Annotated in this window: 15 protein-coding genes; 3 read left to right on the forward strand and 12 right to left on the reverse strand. The window is 63.3% G+C overall.

The features are described from left to right. Positions 1 to 101: 101 nt before the first annotated feature. The 10 genes from pufA to VCK47_RS09820 all read right to left on the reverse strand — a co-directional run bounded on the left by pufA (position 102) and on the right by VCK47_RS09820 (position 8,121). Positions 102 to 254, reverse strand: coding sequence for a light-harvesting antenna LH1, alpha subunit (gene pufA, locus VCK47_RS09775; RefSeq protein WP_322890906.1), 153 nt, complete (start codon positions 252 to 254; stop codon positions 102 to 104). Between the two features lie 16 nt (positions 255 to 270). Next, complete coding sequence (gene pufB, locus VCK47_RS09780; protein ID WP_007206413.1) at positions 271 to 426, reverse strand: light-harvesting antenna LH1, beta subunit; 156 nt, start codon at positions 424 to 426, stop codon at positions 271 to 273. Positions 427 to 573: 147 nt separating this feature from the next. After that, positions 574 to 798, reverse strand: a complete 225-nt coding sequence (gene pufQ / locus VCK47_RS09785; protein WP_322890907.1) for a cytochrome PufQ — start codon at positions 796 to 798, stop codon at positions 574 to 576. Further along, complete coding sequence (gene bchZ / locus VCK47_RS09790) at positions 795 to 2,255, reverse strand: chlorophyllide a reductase subunit Z (RefSeq protein ID WP_322890908.1); 1,461 nt, start codon at positions 2,253 to 2,255, stop codon at positions 795 to 797. The genes pufQ and bchZ overlap by 4 nt, the downstream gene beginning before the upstream one ends. Before the next feature lie 85 nt (positions 2,256 to 2,340). Beyond that, positions 2,341 to 3,927 (reverse strand): chlorophyllide a reductase subunit Y, encoded by a 1,587-nt coding sequence (bchY, locus tag VCK47_RS09795; protein WP_322890909.1) that lies wholly within the window; start codon positions 3,925 to 3,927, stop codon positions 2,341 to 2,343. Continuing rightward, the gene (locus tag VCK47_RS09800) at positions 3,917 to 4,054 is read right to left on the reverse strand and encodes a hypothetical protein (protein ID WP_322890910.1); all 138 of its coding nucleotides are present in this window, start codon (positions 4,052 to 4,054) and stop codon (positions 3,917 to 3,919) included. The genes bchY and VCK47_RS09800 overlap by 11 nt, the downstream gene beginning before the upstream one ends. After that, entirely contained in the window at positions 4,044 to 5,048 is a 1,005-nt protein-coding gene (locus VCK47_RS09805; RefSeq protein ID WP_322890911.1) for a chlorophyllide a reductase iron protein subunit X, read from the reverse strand. Before VCK47_RS09805 ends, VCK47_RS09800 begins: the two co-directional genes overlap by 11 nt. Beyond that, entirely contained in the window at positions 5,045 to 5,983 is a 939-nt protein-coding gene (bchC, locus tag VCK47_RS09810) for a chlorophyll synthesis pathway protein BchC (protein WP_322890912.1), read from the reverse strand. The genes VCK47_RS09805 and bchC overlap by 4 nt, the downstream gene beginning before the upstream one ends. A 117-nt stretch (positions 5,984 to 6,100) precedes the next feature. Beyond that, a complete protein-coding gene (locus tag VCK47_RS09815; protein WP_322890913.1) occupies positions 6,101 to 7,240 on the reverse strand; it encodes a methyltransferase in 1,140 nt (379 codons plus the stop codon). Further along, positions 7,240 to 8,121, reverse strand: a complete 882-nt coding sequence (locus VCK47_RS09820; protein WP_322890914.1) for a polyprenyl synthetase family protein — start codon at positions 8,119 to 8,121, stop codon at positions 7,240 to 7,242. The genes VCK47_RS09815 and VCK47_RS09820 overlap by 1 nt, the downstream gene beginning before the upstream one ends. 89 nt (positions 8,122 to 8,210) lie before the next feature. Between VCK47_RS09820 and crtD the strand changes: the two genes are divergently transcribed. The 3 genes from crtD to VCK47_RS09835 all read left to right on the forward strand — a co-directional run bounded on the left by crtD (position 8,211) and on the right by VCK47_RS09835 (position 11,267). Then, on the forward strand, positions 8,211 to 9,773 hold the full coding sequence (gene crtD / locus VCK47_RS09825; RefSeq protein WP_322890915.1) for a 1-hydroxycarotenoid 3,4-desaturase CrtD: 1,563 nt from the start codon (positions 8,211 to 8,213) through the stop codon (positions 9,771 to 9,773). Further along, positions 9,728 to 10,603 (forward strand): carotenoid 1,2-hydratase, encoded by an 876-nt coding sequence (crtC, locus tag VCK47_RS09830; RefSeq protein WP_416236673.1) that lies wholly within the window; start codon positions 9,728 to 9,730, stop codon positions 10,601 to 10,603. Before crtD ends, crtC begins: the two co-directional genes overlap by 46 nt. Positions 10,604 to 10,697: 94 nt before the next feature. Next, a complete protein-coding gene (locus VCK47_RS09835) occupies positions 10,698 to 11,267 on the forward strand; it encodes a PDC sensor domain-containing protein (RefSeq protein WP_322890917.1) in 570 nt (189 codons plus the stop codon). Here VCK47_RS09835 and VCK47_RS09840 read toward each other — a convergent pair. Together VCK47_RS09840 and VCK47_RS09845 are read right to left on the reverse strand one after the other, a co-directional pair. After that, positions 11,256 to 11,933, reverse strand: coding sequence for an ATP-binding cassette domain-containing protein (locus VCK47_RS09840; RefSeq protein ID WP_322890918.1), 678 nt, complete (start codon positions 11,931 to 11,933; stop codon positions 11,256 to 11,258). The genes VCK47_RS09835 and VCK47_RS09840 overlap by 12 nt on opposite strands. Further along, positions 11,926 to 13,620, reverse strand: coding sequence for an ABC transporter permease (locus VCK47_RS09845; protein WP_322890919.1), 1,695 nt, complete (start codon positions 13,618 to 13,620; stop codon positions 11,926 to 11,928). The genes VCK47_RS09840 and VCK47_RS09845 overlap by 8 nt, the downstream gene beginning before the upstream one ends. Between the last annotated feature and the right edge of the window lie 2 nt (positions 13,621 to 13,622).

The following is a 13,622-nucleotide window of genomic DNA, read 5'->3' on the forward strand; positions in this document are numbered from 1 at the left end:
GCCCTGCATCCCCGCTCGGGTGCGCCCTGTGATCGTCGATGTCGATGTTTGCCGCGGGCGGATCAAAGTCCCGCCCGTAGCGATGTTATTGAAAGCGCTGATCAACCGCCAAAGGCGCGCTGGAACCAGTTTGTGCTTTCGTTGCTCAGCAGGACGAGGTGAATCATCGCTGCCAGCAGGAACAGGAAAACGCCCTGTGCCACGAAAACGCGGCGCGGGTCGAAAACCAGCCAGATCTTATAGAACTGTGCCATGTGGATATTCCTCTTCTTACCAGTTGAACCAAGGCAGCTTGATGTACGTCAGAATATGCGCGACGACGGCCACGATCGTGAAGATCGTAAACCCGCTCATATAGACTGAGTGCAGCTCTTGCGCTTGCTCATCAGTGAGACCTGTGAAGGACAGGTCGGATTTGTCAGCCATGTTTTGTCTCCAAAATAGAATACTGACGCCGCGCAGCCCCCGCGGCCGGGTTACGACAGAAGCTTGTCCTCTGCCCCAATCCGTCATCCCGGGGGGGAATGACGAATGTCTTGATGTCCTTTGCAGGACAAATGTCGTGCCGCGTCTTCATGCGTTGAAGATATGCGGCGTGATGATGCGCGCCTGGGTCCAGGCCTTGGCGAAAGGCCCCTTTTCGGGCAGTTCCATCCGGCGTGCCGCGAACAGCACCCAGGTCAGGATCGCCAGCGGCAGAGTCGCCACAAAGATCAGCGCGAAATACGCGTAATATTCCCGTTTCGGGGCCGTGTGCCGCGCCCGCGCAATCGGTGCGTCTGTGGTGAAATCGGTCATTTGCGTCCTCCCGAGGATGGTTGCAGTGTTTCGACGGTCTCCAGCACGACCCTGTCGTTACCGGCGTCGAGCGCCGCCCGCTCTGCGGCATCGCGCAGGGACTTGGCGGCGGAAATACGTGTCAGGATCGGGTGCGTTGCCACGATCTCGTCCAGTTTGGCTTGCGCATCGGCATCCCAGGGGAAGTCGCGGCGCAAAGGCGTCAGTGTGGCATCGGTTGCATCCATATCGGTGCCCAGCGGCAGGATGTGGAACAAGGCATCGAACAAGCCATTGCAGACCTCTTGCAGCACATAGGTCGCACCGGCATAGCCCATGAACGGCGTGCCCGTGGCGCGCCGGATGGCGGCACCGGGGAAAGAGGCGGGGATGAACACGGGGCTTGGCCCATGTCCGGCCTTCATTTCGGCCAGATACATCTTTTCGTTGATCGACCCCATGACGATCAGCGGGCGTTTGCTATGCAGCAAGGCGCGCACTTCGTCATTGTTGGTCTTCTTGCCACGGCACCGCGCGACAGCAAAGGCGCAGGGAAAGCCCAGATCGCCTTCAAGATAATGCCGGATTCCGCGCGCATAGGTCTCGTTCGCAACAATGGCGAATTCCGCAGTGGCAAAGAAATCCTGCGTCACCGACCGCCACAAATCCCAGACGGGCTTGATGGTCGAATGCTTCTCGCGCTCGATGAACGGTTCAGGGTCCAGCCCCGTCAATTCGCCCAGCTTGCGCAGGAACTTGGTCGTTGAATCGATCCCGAACGGTGCCTGCAGATAGGGCTTGCCCAGCACCTCGCACAATCCGCGCCCGAATTCGCGGTACATGCAGATATTCACATCCGCATTCACCAGATTGCGCATCTCGGCGACATGGGCGCCCAAAGGCATCACCATATTGACCTCGGCGCCAATCCCTTCGATCAGTCGCCGGATCTCGGCCAGATCGGATGGCATGTTGAACGCGCCATACATCGGCCCGAGGATATTGACGCGCGGCACCTCGTCTGGGGTCCGCTTCTTTTCAGGAGGCATCCGGCCTTTGGTCATGCCGAATTCGGTGAAAATCCAGGTCATCGCGCGGTCGGCGGCTTCCCATTGATCCTCGTCAATCGTGCGCGGCAGGAACCGCTGGATATTGGTGCCTTGCGGGGTCACACCGCCACCGATCATCTCGGCAATCGACCCTGTGACGACCACGGCTGGCAGCGCCGGATCCAGCACCTCCCAAGCGCGTTTCATCGCAGCCTCGGTGCCTTCGCCCATCTCGGTCTCGCCAAGGCCGGTCACGACAATCGGCAATTCATGCGGCGGCAGCCCGTCGGTGTAATGCAGCACCGAGGTCACCGGCAGGTTTTCGCAACCGACAGGCCCGTCGATGACGACCTGCAGCCCTTTGACAGCACAGAACGCATAAACCGCGCCCCAATACCCGCCTGCCCGATCATGATCCATAATCAGCATGACAGGCCCCCCATCTTCCGAGCCCAAATATCCCGGGGGAGCGAAGCGGGGGCAGCGCCCCCTGCGACATATGCCACAAACACCATCATATCATCTGCTCCGCCGCAGCCGCACGCGCCTGCTTGTCGAGCTTTTTCTGATGCATCGCGCGGAAATCGGGGCGCAGGTTGGGCGACCCTTCCCAGACACCGGCAGTATCGCCGTGACCCACGCCTTCGAAAAAGGCCCGCATCGTGTCCATCTTCTCTTTGCCCGCAATCGCAGCATTCACGACCTGCGCCAGCGATCCGGCCCCGGCAGGTCCCATCAGCGGACGCGCGGAAATCAGGTTGGTGAAATAAAGCGCGGGGAGCCCTCGTTCCTTGGCATGCTGCACCACGGGTGTCGTGCCAATCGCCAGATCGGGGTTGATCGCATCCACAGCCGCCAGATCATCCTCGAGAGAGGCACGGTATTTCACCTTCACCCCACGGCTTTCGAGCCATGCGGCATCTTCCGCGGACCACGGTGTCTTTGGACAGGCGGTGCCGACATAGGGCACATCCGCGCCGCTTTCGATCAGCAGACGCGCGACCAGCAGCTCGGACCCTTCGTAACCGGACAAAGTCACGGTGCCTTTGATCTGCGCGCCACCAAGGGCGGCGGTGATCGCAGGCAGGAAGGCGTTTTGCGCCGCAGCCACTTGCGCAGCGGGCACATTATACGCCTCGCCAATCGCAGCCAGCCACGCGGCCGTGCCGTGATAGCCAACAGGGGCGGACCCTACGACCGTGCGGCCAGCGGCCTGAAATTCACGGACCGAGGCGGTATAAAACGGATGGATCGCCGCCACGACACCGCAATCAAGGGCGGCATAAAGCTCGCGCCATTCGCGGGTGGGGACTACAGGACCAGCGGCCAGGCCCATAGGCGCCAGCATCGCGCCGATCATCATCGGATCGGCGGGGAACATCTCGCCCAGCAGGGCAACGCTCGGGCGGTCAGATTTGCCACCGACAGGGCGGGCAACGGGGCCTGCCTTGATCTCTTCACGGGCGTAAGCCAGCATCGCACCGGCCAGAACGTCCTTGGCTTCGGCATGGGTCGGGATGCCAAACCCCGGCACGTCAATGCCGACAATCCGCACGCCGTTGATCTCGCGCGGCAGCAACCGCAGTGGCACACCCGAAGCTGTCGGCACGCACAGGTTCGTCACCACGATCGCGTCATAGCGTTCGGGATCGGCCATATCATGCACGCTTTCGCGGATATCCTCGAACAGCTTGCCGGTGACCAGCGTTTCGGAATTGAACGGCACATAGCCAACCGACCGGCGCGCGCCGTAAAAGTGGGAAACAAACGTGAGGCCGTACACACAACACGCCGAGCCGGACAAAACAGTGGCCACACGTTTCATGCGAAGGCCGACGCGCAAGGACCCGAATGCCGGACACATGGATTGTGGCTGGTCATGTGGTCCTTGCGGATAGTCCTTGGCATATTGGTCGAGAATGTCGGATTTGCCCGCAGCGCGTGCCGCGTCCTTCATCGTGACGCCCGAAGAACAGCCGCCAGCCAAAGCCGTCTGCGCGACCTCGGGGGACGCCGCAACTGCCTCGCCCTCGATGATGCGGACCTGTCCGGCCTCGTCATAACCGACTTCATAGCCTTTGGCGTGGTGATCAAGCGTCATAGTGTTGCGCCTCCTTCACCGGAACGCGGGCGATATCGTCCAGCAACCGCCGGATCTGGTCGGGGCGGGCCTGCGCCAGCATCTGGCGGACCTCATCACGGGTTTGGCGGGATGGCTCAGGCGTCATCGTAAATGACCTCCAGGCTTTCCTTGGGCACGGCGTTCTTGCCGCGCATGTCCATGTCGGTGGCGGGGACCAGTTTGTAATCGCCGCCGGTATCCTTGGCGTCGAAGAGGCCCAGCAATCCGTCCTGATCCAGCGGGGTCGGGCGGACAGGTGGCGCGATACCAACCGCATCGGCGAGGCCTGCAAACATCGGACCCCATTCGCTGTCATAGCTGCCGACGATCTGGTAATTCGCGGATTTCTTGCGCAGATCGTCGTTCTGCGGGATCGCGCAAAGCACGGGGATTTTCACGGCAGCGGCGAAAGCCTGCGCCTCTCCGGTGCCGTCGTCCTTGTTGATGACCAGACCGGCGACGCCGACATTGCCGCCCATCTTGCGGAAATATTCCACGGCAGAGCAGACGTTGTTGGCGACATAAAGCGATTGCAGATCGTTGGACGCGACCAGGATCACCTTTTGCGCCATGTCGCGGGCAATCGGCAGGCCGAAACCGCCACAGACCACGTCGCCGAGGAAATCAAGCAGGACATAATCGAAGTCCCAGTCATGGAACCCCAGCTTTTCGAGCAGTTCAAACCCGTGGATGATCCCGCGTCCACCGCAACCGCGGCCGACCTCCGGCCCGCCAAGCTCCATCGCGAACACGCCGCCACGTTTGAAACAGACATCGCCGATGGCGACTTCTTCGCCCGCCAGTTTCTTCTTGGCGGATGTCTCAATAATCGTCGGGCAGGCCTTGCCGCCGAACAACAGGCTGGTGGTATCGGATTTAGGATCGCAGCCGATCAGCAGCACGCGCTTGCCCATCTCGGCCATCATATGGGACAGATTGGCCAGCGTGAACGACTTGCCGATCCCGCCTTTACCATAGATCGCGATGATCTGGGTTTTCGATGTGGGCGGACCGCTGGGCACTTCGAGGCTTGGTTCCTCATGGGCTTCATCGCGCAGGCGCTGATCGAAATCCTTCAGGTTCGGTATTTCGTCTTTCATGCGGTTCCCCAGTTCAAAATCATCTTCAGGCAGGCCGGATCGCTGAACGCCGTTTCATAGGCGGCGGGCGCGGTTTCGGCGGCTTGTTGGTGCGTGATCAGATCCGCCAGCTGCAACGTGCCGTTTTCGGCGAGCGCACGGGTGGCGGTCATGTCGTCAGCGGTCCATTCCGCGCTGATGCGGAAACGGGCCTCTTTCATAAAGGCGGGCGGAAAGGCGAATTGCAGCGGCGCGGTGTAGAAACCCGCCAGCACAATCTCGCCACCCTTGGCAATGCGCCCGATCCAGTCGTTCAGCAGATCGCCACGGCCGGAGGCATCATAGATGGATGTATAATCGCGGCGCGTGTCGGTGTCGGGTGTCATCACCTCGTACCCCTGCGCGCCGGTCATGCGGACAGGGTCTACTTCCCAGACGGTCGGGGCAGGCGCGCCCGCCGCAATGGTCAGCCGCGCCAGAAGGCGGCCCAGAACGCCATGGCCGATAATCAGATCAGGCACGGATTTGTTCGGCCCCGCCATCGCGTGCCGCGCTGTTGCGGCCAGTGCGAGCAATGCGCCGCCAGCCCCCAGACCACGGTCGATCCGCGTCACACGCGATGCCTTGGTCACGATGGTCTGCGCGGCAGCGCCGAACAGGCCGAACGCGCCTTCATAGCAATTGGCACCGGGGACAAAGACATGCTCACCCACGCGGTAGCCGCTGTCGAGGCCAGCCTCGACCACCTCGCCCGCAGCCTCGTAGCCGGGGATCAGCGGATAGCCCATGCCGGGAAAGGGAGGCATCTCGCCGGACCAGAACAGTTTTTCGGTGCCTGTGGAAATACCCGAATGGCGGATCTGGACGACAACATCATCACGCGCCGGGGGCGTGATTCCCACCGTATCAAGCCCCAGCTTACGGGGTGCTGATAATATGACGGCCCTTGTTTCCACGTATTCTCTCCTGCGGTGTGTCGGGTCGATCTGACCTGACAGCAGCGCGTCCTCTTGAAATGAGTGTATCTTTTTGGCGCACTGTGTCAATTCATTTAGACACCACAGGTGTAAACTTTACCTTACACCTTCAACGACAGAGGTGATGAAGGGGCGCGCGGCCTTTGGCATACGGATGCCGCCGAATCCGGCCTGTTGCAAAAGCGCCGCAATCCGGCCTGCCGACCGCGCGCGCCCCGTGCGCATCGCCATGCAGTAAAGCGCGAAATAGGCATCCCCCGCGCGGTGCGGTGCAGCGCCGCCTGTCATCGGTTCGGAAATCAGGATGCGCCCGCCGGGTGGCAAAGCGGCATAGGCCGAGGCCAGCAAATCCGCCACGGTGTCATCGCTGTGATCGTAAAGCACGCGCACAAGGCTGATCATGTCGGCCCCCTGCGGCAGCGGCTGGTCGCGGAACGACCCCGGCACGATCTGTGCGCGATCTGCCATCCCTGCGGCTGCGAACCTGTCCTGCGCGGCAGGCACGACGGCAGGCAGATCGAACAGGGTCAGCGACAGGCTCGGGTAGGCCGCACCGGCTGCGGCAAGGAATGCACCCGTCCCGCCGCCCACATCCATCAACCGCGCCACACCCCGAAAATCGACCGCCGACAGCGTGTCATCAGCCACCAGCAGTTGGCTGTCGGCCATCAAGCGCGAATATTTGGCGGCACTGCCGGGGTCCGTCGCGGCACCCGCGCCGAACACATAGGGCCAGAAATCGGCCAGTTCCGTGTCCACTTCGCCGCGAAAAAACGCAACCGGATCAGACAGATCGCGGTAAAGCACGTCGTGATGCGCGATCATCCCCGCCAGACCGGGCACCCCCGCAAGTGCGGCGCCCCGCGTCGTCAGCGCGTAAAGGCCGGATTTGCGCTGTTTGAGCAGCCCCAGCGCCACGGCTGCCGACAATAGCACCGCCATGCGGTCAGGTGGCATCCGCCCCTGTTGCGCCAAGGCAGGCAAGGGTAGTTCATGCGCCAGCAACCGCTTGGGAATATCCAGCGCCACCAGCGCATAAAGCACCTGCGAATGGCAGAAACCGGCGACAAGATCGAACATCGCCTCACCCTCGGACCGGACAAACCGGCGGGTCAGGGGAAAGCGTGCAGCCCATTTCTGAAAGGAAGGCGAGGCGACCAGCCGCGTGAAGCGCGACGCGCTTTGGCGGTCTAGGTCAGGCCCGGAAACCGGCACTATCACAGCCGCATCCGTCATTATTCGCCCGGAACGGTGCGCCGGTCACGCGCCCCTGCAGGCACCAGTTTATCGGCATAGGCGCGCACCATCTGGGCCAGGGCCGCCTCGCCCGGACAGGCGGGAATCGATGAAATCGCACCGCCAAGGATGTCGTCGAAGCGTTTCACCGCCCCTTGCACGCCGTAAGCGGCAACCGCATTCGGTCGTCCGTGCAGATCGTCCTGACCGGCAGGCTTGCCCAGTGCCGCCTCATCGCACAGCGCGTCGCGCAGATCGTCTGCGACCTGAAACGCCTCGCCAATCCGCGCGCCAAGTTCGGCCCAGGGTTCGGCCTCTTGCCCTGCGGCCACGGCCCCCATCTGGGTCGCGGCGATGAAGAGCGCCCCCGTTTTCGCTTGATGATAGGCGGACAGATCAATCTGGCTTTCGCTTTCCCAGCCTTGCCCCGCGCAGATGCCGAATGGCATGCCCGTCCGCGTGCCAAGGATATCAAGCAGCGTGATCGCACGCGCAGGCGCATCGCCCGCCGCACGCGCAAGCACATGAAACCCCATGATAATCAGGCTGTCACCCGCCAGCACGGCCAGAGGTTCGGAAAACGCACGGTGCAGCGCGGGCTTGCCACGGCGCATATCGGCATCGTCGAAACAGGGCAGGTCGTCATGTACAAGGCTGGCGCAATGCACCAGTTCCAGCGCCACTGCGGCTGCATTCGTCAGCGCCGGACGGTCGTCGCCGCAGGCCATCGCGACGCTCATCAGGATCGTCGGCCTGATCCGCGCGCCACCCGGTGTCACGGCATAATTCAACGCCGCCGCCAGCTTGGGCGGCGCCATGCCACCCTGTCCCTGCGCGATGGCAGCGGTCATTGTGGCTTCGATCCGGTCAGCGATTTTCATGGCGTGTGTCCTAACTCACTTCCATACTGTCTAATTTAGTTTACATATGTCAATGTAAATCAAACGATACACTCAGGGGCCCGTGCGAAATGACCGCATCCGCCGAAAAGATCGTGATCATCGGCGCGGGAATCGCCGGATTGGCTACAGCCTTGCGCCTTGGCCATGCCGGATACGACGTGACGGTCGTTGACATGCAGGCGGCACCGGGCGGCAAGATGCGGTCCGTGCCATCCGCCGCGGGTCCGGTCGATGCGGGCCCCACCGTGCTGACGATGCGGCATGTATTCGACACGCTGTTCGCCGATGTCGGCGCCGATCTGGCCGATCATGTGACGCTGACGCCGCTGGAAACACTGGCGCGCCATTACTGGGACGACGGCACGCAGCTTGACCTGATGGCAGATGCACAGGCGAGCCTTGCCAATGTGCACGACGCTTTTGGCGCAACGGCGGCGGCGGAATTCGCCAGTTTCTCGGCCCGCGCCAAGCGGCTGTTCGATGCTTTCGATGCGCCGATGATGCGCACCGCGATGCCCGACCAGATCGCTGTGGCGCGCAAAGTGCTGGCCCAGCCGCGCCTGATCGCCGATATGGCGCCGCATCGGACGATGGCAGGGTTGTTGAAATCCAGCTTCAGCGACCCGCGTCTGGCGCAGCTTTTCGGGCGCTATGCCACCTATGTCGGCGGTTCGCCCTATCAATCGCCTGCGATCCTGTCGCTGATCTGGCAGGCCGAGGCGCAGGGCGTCTGGACCGTTGCAGGCGGGATGCAAAAGCTGGCGCAGGCCATTGCGGCATTGGCCGAACGGCATGGCGTGCAGTTCCACCACGACACCCGCGCCCTCCGGATCACCCGCCAAGGCGGGCAGATCAGCGGTGTCGAGACGACCAAGGGCCATTTCGCGGGCAACACCGTGGTTTTCAACGGCGACCCGAGGGCGCTGGCGACCGGTTTGCTAGGCCCGGCCATTGCCGCGGCCGTGCCGGTCACCGGCACCGAACCCCGCAGCCTGTCAGCCTATGTTCATGCGTTTGCAGCCAAGCCGCACGGGGTGGATCTTGCGCATCATACCGTGTTCTTCGGCCACGACCCAAAGGCGGAATTTGCCGCACTGGCCCGCAACCAGATGCCCAGCGACGCCACATTGTACCTATGTGCGCAGGATCATGCGACAGCAGCACCCGACGCCTTGCAACGTTTCGAAATCATCATGAACGCAGCCCCCGTTCTGCGCGACCCCGAACAGGAAAAAGCCCAATGTCAGACACAGATTTTCGCCCGTTTCCGCCAGTTCGGACTGACCTTCAGCCCGACACCGGGGCCGGACAGCCTGACCACGCCGCAGGGGTTCGAGGATCTGTTCCCCGCGAGCCTCGGTTCACTGTACGGGCGCAGCCCGCACGGGCTGACAGCGGCGTTCAAGCGGCCGACGGTGCGCACATCGATGCCGGGGCTTTATCTGGCGGGCGGCGGGGTGCATCCGGGGGCGGGGGTGCCGATGGCGACGCTCTGCGGCCAGCACGCGGCCGCGGCGATCTTGAGCGACCTTGCTTTGCGCTCGACGTCCCGCCCGGAGGCTATGCGTGGTGGTACATCGACGGGATCAGCGCCTGCGGCACCAAGGCCGTCAGCGTCATCGGGTTCATAGGGTCGGTCTTTTCGCCGTGGTATGCATGGTCGGGGCGCGGTGATCCTACCAACCACTGCTGCATCAATGTCGCGACCTACGGCCCCGGCGGGCGGTTCACTATGACAGACCGCGGGCGACAGGCGCTGCGCACCAGCGTCGACACCTTGCAAGTCGGCCCGTCGTCGATGCACTGGAACGGCAAGGCCTTGGTCATTGACATCAACGAAATCAGCGGACCCCCCATAATCAGCCGCGTGCAAGGGCAGATCACCATCACGCCGCGCGCGGTGACATCCGTCGAACTGCCGCTGACGCCCGATGGCGCGCATGTCTGGCGGCCTTTCGCGCCATCCTCGGACATCACGGTCGATCTGGCGGCGAAAGGCTGGCAGTGGACGGGGCACGGCTATTTCGACGCCAATTTTGGCATCCGACCGCTGGAGGACGATTTCAAATTCTGGACATGGGGCCGGTATCCGACCAAGACAGGCGCAACCTGCATCTATGACGCGACACGGCGCGACGGCAGCATGCTGGAAACCGCCATCGCCTTTGGCCAAGACGGCACGGCCCGACAGGTCGGCGCGCCACCGCGCGTGCCGTTCAAATCGTCCGGCTGGCGGATCAGGCGTGAAACCCGTGCCGACCCCGGCGTGGTTCCCAGGCAGGTGCTGGGCATGCTGGACGCGCCGTTCTACTCACGCTCTGCCGTGCAGACCGTGCTGAACGGGGAAGCCGTGACGGGCGTTCACGAAGCGCTGGATCTGGACCGCTACGCATCCCCGCTGATCAAGCCGATGCTGGCGTTCCGCGTGCCACGACGCGCAGGCTGGCCGCAGGGCGATTAAGACGGTTTGCCTAAAACGCTGTGTAATCTGCAACGTCTCTTAACTTGGTGGAAAGGCTTGGTTGGTATCCGTCTTCCGCAAAGGAGAGATACATATGAAACAACTGACTTTCTGGCTGGCGCTTGCGCTGGCCACCGCAACTGCCGGATCAGCACAGGATTTCAAGCCGCAGATGCAGCAATTCGTGACCGATCACGTTATGGCTTGGGCGTCCGATCCCGTGATCGTTGACGCGATCATTGCGCAAAACGCAATCACCGCCAGCTATGATGACGCCAAGATCGCGGAACTCGACGCATTGTGGATGGCGCAGATGGGGATGGCGGGCATTCCACTGATCGACGGTGTGCTGCAGAATCCGACATCCGATTTCCTGCGGCAACGCATGACGGCGTCCGATGGCGCGATTTCCGAAGTTTTCGTGATGGATGCGCGCGGCCTGAATGTCGCCGCTGCCGCAGCGACATCGGACTACTGGCAGGGGGACGAGGCGAAGTTTTCAGAAACCTTCCCCAAAGGGCCAAATGCCATCCATTTCGGCGAGGTCGAACTGGATGAATCCTCGGGTGAAGTGCAGGCTCAGGTCTCTATGTCCATCGTCGACAGCACCGGTGCCGTCGTCGGTGCGATGACGGTCGGGATCAACCTCACATCACTGATGTGACAGGCGTGCGCCGGTCGTTTGCGTTGCGCAGTCATCACCCAGTGTGATGATGTCGCCACCAGCGGCCTGTGCATCTTCGGCATCATGGGTGACCATCAGAACCGGCAAGGCGCGACTGCGCGCCCTGTCGAAAACCATCTCCCGCACCTGCGCGCGCAGGGCGGCGTCCAGTCGCGAAAACGGCTCGTCCAGCAACAGCGCGCAAGGGTCCGACAGCAGCATCCGCATCAGGGCGACGCGCGCCTTTTGCCCACCTGACAAGGTCGCGGGATCACGCGCCGCGAAGCCCTCAAGCCCGACCTCGGCCAAGGCCGCGTCGATCCGCGCCTGCCTGTCTGCACGGGTGCCACCGGGCGGCAGACCAAAGGCAAGGTTCGCCCCGACCGACAGATGCGGAAACAGCAGGTCATCCTGAAACAGGATACCGACACGCCGTTGATGCGCCGCGGCATGGGTGATGTCATGGCCCTCCAACCAGACAGCCCCCGTCGCGGTGAAACCGGCAGGCAACGTGCCGGTGATGAAGGCCAGCAAGGTGGATTTGCCCACACCCGACGGGCCCATGACCGTCAAGACCTCGCCGGGGGCCACTTCGTGATCCACGCGGATCAGCGGCAGGCCACCTTTCAAGATCGTCACGTCGCGCAGCGATAGCCCTTTATGCATGCCGCAGTCCTTTCCTGTTGCGCCAGACCAGCGCCGGTATCAGTAAGGCCAGCGCAAACGGCACCAGCGCCGCCCCCGTCTGCATCAACCCGTAAACCCCGATGGCGCGCCTGTCAGCACCGGAGGCCAGCGCCACCGCCTCGGTCGTCAGGGTCGCGACACGCCCGCCCCCGATCAGCAGCGTCGCAAGATATTGTCCGACCGACACCGCCAACCCCACGGCCAGCGCCGTCAGGATCGGGCGCAGCAGCATGGGCAGGCGCACGCGCCACAGGATGCGGTCAGGGCTGGCGCGCAAGGCAGCCGCGATCACACCCATCCGCGCATCCCAAGCGCGGAACGGATCGGCCAGCGACAAAAACACGTAAGGCAGCACAAACACCAGATGCGCCAGCATCACCGGCACACGGCCCACATCAGCACCAAGGTTGAGCATCAGGGTCTGCAGGCCGGGCAGGAAAGCCGTCTGCGGGATCAGCAAAGGCAGATACAGTAGCCAGACCGCCCGCTGGCTGACGCGGATGTTATGGCGGTATTCAGCCTCCAGACAGCCGATGGTCAGGACCAGCGCCACCAGCGCGACGGTGACGGCGATCAGCGCCGTCTCGCCGAGCGCTTTCAACGTACCGGGGCCGAATCGCGCCCAGTTTCGCAACGTCATCTCGTCAGGCAATGCGTCCGGAAAGCCCCAGAACCCCGCAAAGGACCAGATCGCCATCACCACAAGCCCGAGGAAAACAGCCAGCGCCGACACAGAACCTGCCAGCAAGGCAACCCCCGCCACCGCCGGATCAGCCTTGCCGCGCGCGCCCGAGGAAATCCAGCGCCGCCCAAGCGCTGCGACGGTCATTTCGCCAAGCCGCCAGACCGCCAGAGCGCCGATCACAAGACCAAGCTGCAGCAAGGCACCTGCCGCCGCCTCCAGCCGGAACGACAGGTCGGGATGCGACATCCACTTGACGATCTGCACCGACAGCGACGGCGGGGTGTTCGGCCCAAGGATCACCGCCACATCGACAACCGACATCGCATAGGCCAGCACGACATAGACCGGCGGCCTGATCTGCGCATAGACGCGGGGAAACACGGTCTTGAGCCAGCCCGTGACCCGCCCGTATCCCAGCGCCTGCGCCACCCTGACGCTGCGCTGCGCATCCGCCTGCCCCAAGGCTGCGAGCGTGATGAGCAGCAGGAACGGCACCTCTTTCACGATCAGTCCCGCGGTCATCGCCAGACCCCAGCTGTCCTGCACGATCAGCAGATCGGGCGGCTGGTCCCAGCCAGTCAACCCCGGCGAGGCGAGCCGCGCGAGCCACCCCGACGGCGCAATCAGGAACGCCAGCCCGAACGCCGCTGCCGCATGCGGCACCGCAAGCAGGGGCGACAGCAGCCGCTCCAATGCCCGAAAGGCCCGCGTGCCTGACCAGCCCGCCGTCACCAGCATGACAATGGACAGGGAAATCACCGTCGCAAGAACCCCCGTCCCCACAGACAGCATCACCGCTCGCGGCAATCCGGCCCAGCCGAACAGGTCGCGGAACGGGTCCAGTGACGGCCCCGTCAGCCCCGCCGCTGGCAGATGCCCGAAGGCGGGCAGCACCGTGCCCCAAAGCCCTGCCGCCACCGGCCCCAGCAACGCAAGCAGCGTCAGGGCCGGCAACAGCGGCAACAGGCGACGGCGGGACATCG

This window comes from Yoonia sp. 72 (assembly GCF_034652275.1).
In the GTDB taxonomy this organism is placed as follows: Bacteria; Pseudomonadota; Alphaproteobacteria; order Rhodobacterales; family Rhodobacteraceae; genus Yoonia.

Excerpts from the sequence above, each read along its gene's own strand:
- pufA (WP_322890906.1), bottom strand. The coding sequence starts at position 254 with ATGGCACAGTTCTATAAGATCTGGCTGGTTTTCGACCCGCGCCGCGTT.
- pufB (WP_007206413.1), bottom strand. The coding sequence starts at position 426 with ATGGCTGACAAATCCGACCTGTCCTTCACAGGTCTCACTGATGAGCAA.
- pufQ (WP_322890907.1), bottom strand. The coding sequence starts at position 798 with ATGACCGATTTCACCACAGACGCACCGATTGCGCGGGCGCGGCACACG.
- bchZ (WP_322890908.1), bottom strand. The coding sequence starts at position 2,255 with ATGCTGATTATGGATCATGATCGGGCAGGCGGGTATTGGGGCGCGGTT.
- bchY (WP_322890909.1), bottom strand. The coding sequence starts at position 3,927 with ATGACGCTTGATCACCACGCCAAAGGCTATGAAGTCGGTTATGACGAG.
- VCK47_RS09800 (WP_322890910.1), bottom strand. The coding sequence starts at position 4,054 with ATGACGCCTGAGCCATCCCGCCAAACCCGTGATGAGGTCCGCCAGATG.
- VCK47_RS09805 (WP_322890911.1), bottom strand. The coding sequence starts at position 5,048 with ATGAAAGACGAAATACCGAACCTGAAGGATTTCGATCAGCGCCTGCGC.
- VCK47_RS09815 (WP_322890913.1), bottom strand. The coding sequence starts at position 7,240 with ATGACGGATGCGGCTGTGATAGTGCCGGTTTCCGGGCCTGACCTAGAC.
- VCK47_RS09820 (WP_322890914.1), bottom strand. The coding sequence starts at position 8,121 with ATGAAAATCGCTGACCGGATCGAAGCCACAATGACCGCTGCCATCGCG.
- crtD (WP_322890915.1), top strand. The coding sequence starts at position 8,211 with ATGACCGCATCCGCCGAAAAGATCGTGATCATCGGCGCGGGAATCGCC.
- VCK47_RS09835 (WP_322890917.1), top strand. The coding sequence starts at position 10,698 with ATGAAACAACTGACTTTCTGGCTGGCGCTTGCGCTGGCCACCGCAACT.
- VCK47_RS09840 (WP_322890918.1), bottom strand. The coding sequence starts at position 11,933 with ATGCATAAAGGGCTATCGCTGCGCGACGTGACGATCTTGAAAGGTGGC.
- VCK47_RS09845 (WP_322890919.1), bottom strand. The coding sequence starts at position 13,620 with ATGTCCCGCCGTCGCCTGTTGCCGCTGTTGCCGGCCCTGACGCTGCTT.